4 protein-coding genes are annotated in these 2,850 nt (G+C 35.3%); all 4 read left to right on the top strand.

Features of this window, described 5'->3' with window-relative positions:
• Positions 1 to 155: 155 nt before the first annotated feature.
• Complete coding sequence (locus ACIQ2S_RS12670) at positions 156 to 512, top strand: type II toxin-antitoxin system RelE/ParE family toxin (protein ID WP_396176556.1); 357 nt, start codon at positions 156 to 158, stop codon at positions 510 to 512.
• Complete coding sequence (locus ACIQ2S_RS12665) at positions 502 to 792, top strand: helix-turn-helix domain-containing protein (protein WP_396176554.1); 291 nt, start codon at positions 502 to 504, stop codon at positions 790 to 792. Before ACIQ2S_RS12670 ends, ACIQ2S_RS12665 begins: the two co-directional genes overlap by 11 nt.
• Before the next feature lie 227 nt (positions 793 to 1,019).
• On the top strand, positions 1,020 to 1,523 hold the full coding sequence (locus ACIQ2S_RS12660; protein WP_396176552.1) for a hypothetical protein: 504 nt from the start codon (positions 1,020 to 1,022) through the stop codon (positions 1,521 to 1,523).
• Positions 1,524 to 2,351: 828 nt separating this feature from the next.
• The coding region (locus tag ACIQ2S_RS12655; RefSeq protein WP_396176550.1) for a hypothetical protein at positions 2,352 to 2,850 on the top strand (499 nt) is incomplete at its 3' end.

Here is a 2,850-nt window from a genome sequence, read left to right as displayed (position 1 = left end):
CATTTGAAATGCGGATTTCAGAATGAGGTTTATAGTTCAAAAGCGCCAACTTCTTTTAGCCGCGGACCGTTATTGGCAAGCGGCTGAAAAATCGACCGAAAAATAAATTCAAATTATATTTGGAAAATAGTAACTTATAAGTTACATTTGTGCTCATGGAAAAAATTAGAGAAGTTATATCCTACAAAAATTATTTTGAAGACTTCTTGTTGCAGCAACCTCAAAAAGTTCAAGACAAAATATATAAAATAATTGAGGCAATTGAAACATTAGAACGTGTACCAACAAATTATTTAAAATCATTGGAGGGGACGAAAGGACTCTATGAAGCACGAATACAATTAGGAACAAATATTTGGAGAGTTTTTTGTTTTTTCGACAAAGGAAAACTGGTTATATTGTTAAATGGTTTTACGAAAAAGACTCAGAAAACTCCCAGAGAAGAAATAGCGAAAGCAATAAGTTTAATGAAAGAATATTACGAACAAAAAAATAAAGAAAATGGAAACTAAAAGCTGGAAAAAAATCAAGGACTCTGTATATGGAAAAAAGGGCACTGTAAGACGAGACGAACTAGACAGAGAGTTTGAAAGTTTTAAAATAGGTTTGTTGTTGCGTAAGGCACGTGAAGACAAACATTTAACCCAAGACCAACTTGCTGACATACTTGACAAAAAAAGAACTTTTATTTCTAGGGTAGAAAACAATGGAGGAAACTTGACGTTGAAAACATTGTTTGACATTGTGGAAAAGGGACTTGGAGGTAAGGTGAAAATTTCAATCGAAATGTAAAATTGCAAAACGCAAGACGAGTAGATTTAAACATTGTGTTGACCGCCAGCCAATAACAGCGGCTAAAAGAAATTGGCTTGTTTGTGGTTCTAAAGAAAATTTATTTTACATTTGAAATGCGGATTTCAGAATGAGGTTTGTAGTTCAAAAGCGCCAACTTCTTTTAGCCGCGGCCCGTTATTGGCAATTGTAAAAAAAAAAATCCTGAGATTGAAAAGTGGAACAATATGAAATTAAATTGGCGACAAATAACACTACATCTATTTGCGACAATACTTATTATTGCTGGGTTTCGACAACTTGCAAAATTAACTGACTTAAACCTAGTTGAAACTATTTGGAATTATAAATTTGGCACAGCTGATTTCGATAATCACCTTTTGAAAAGTGAAAATTTCACATTTGGTGAAAGATTGACTTTTTTAGTTCGTAGGACTATTTATTTTTCGTTAATAGGACTAATGTTTTCTTCCATTATTTCGCTGACAATAGGCTTGAAATATAAATTAGTTTGGTACAATTCATTATTAGTTTTAATAATTGGCTTCTTTATTCAAAAAGTAGTATTTAAAATTTCCGCAATAAAAGGCGGAACTGACTTAATGACGACAATTTTCAATATATGGGGACTTAAGACTGCTATTATTTTAAATGCCATATTTTTTGTTACATTAGGACTATTAATCTTTTTTAATAAATGGACGAAGAAGTTTATACATAATAGAGAGTGACAATAATTACAATTATGAAAGTTAATTTGACACGCAGAAACAACAGCCAATAACAGCATGCTAGCGATAGCCGCTGGTTCAGCGCTAATTTGGAAGTTCGTATTTCTTTTGTAAATTTGTGATAGGTTTGCAGTTTAGTGCTTCGGTATCGCGGCCATCGCTAGCATGCAAATCGTTAGCACTCATTTGTGTGCTCTGAATGAACCAGAGATTAATAATTTTGAAGTTCAATGTTCTTTGAAAGATGGAAGTAGGTCTTCCGTTAACGCTGTGCAGACGGGGTTAACAAACCACTCTATGGTGCTTCTTGGGTGACTGAGCGGTATTGAACGTTTAGAGAAAAGGCATGCTAGACGTGTCAGGTGCGAATAGGAGAGTTGAACGCAAGTGAACCTCTGATGAAATGTCGAAAAAACGGTAACTCTGTCAAAACTTGTGGTAAATGGTGCACAAGGACGAGTGTAGCGATTATCTGCTTATTGGCTACATGACAGACGTCACGAAGGAGGCAAGAATCCTATTTAGGCTTTTGAAGGGAACAGAGGAAGTCTTATGAAAGTGTTAAGAGAAAAGTTCAAGTAAAGAAAAATGCAAGGCTGAATATCGATATTTCATAAGATGGCGGACTACTTCGTAGTAGTGATGAAACTCCTGTAATGGGAGCGGAGCGAAGGGGGTAGCAGCTTGATTTGATGATGTTAATTAGAACAACTATATTTGTAGGATGATTCTAACCACTGACAATCAACTGAAGAGCCGTATGATGGGAGACTATCAAGTACGGTTCTGTGAGAGGCTTGGGGTGAAATCCCCTTGCCTACTCGACTAATGACAACCATCGATACTAAAAGACATATCGAAATTAACGAAGGCTATCAAGGTATAAACTTGACAGAATTTGCTATTGGGGTTGACGAACTAATTAGAAACGACCAAATTGTTGACACCTTCATTCGTTCAAAACGATTCTCATTTGACAGTTTGCGTGATTGTGTAAAAGCTGAACCAGACAAAGGTTATTTGAGACAAGCTTTTAACGTTGACAAAATAAAAATCACCGACTTCAAGAAAACGGACAAACAAGGAGTATCAAAATTTCTTTTTGACTTTGTAAATGAACCTGACTGGGGTGACGATAGAAACGAATTTGCAAAACTGCTCGACAGATACTTTGAAATTCACAACGAATTTGGGGATAACGAGTTTTATATTTTATCAAAGGACTGGTTCGACAAAGAAGATGAACGAGTAATTGAACCTGAAAGTTGGGTTTATACCTATTACTTTTTGATTATTTCGGTAGACAGGAAATCTAACTTACTGACTT

The organism is Flavobacterium sp. (assembly GCF_044371705.1).
Lineage (GTDB): Bacteria > Bacteroidota > Bacteroidia > Flavobacteriales > Flavobacteriaceae > Flavobacterium.
This window is presented reverse-complemented; position numbering and strand designations above follow the sequence as displayed.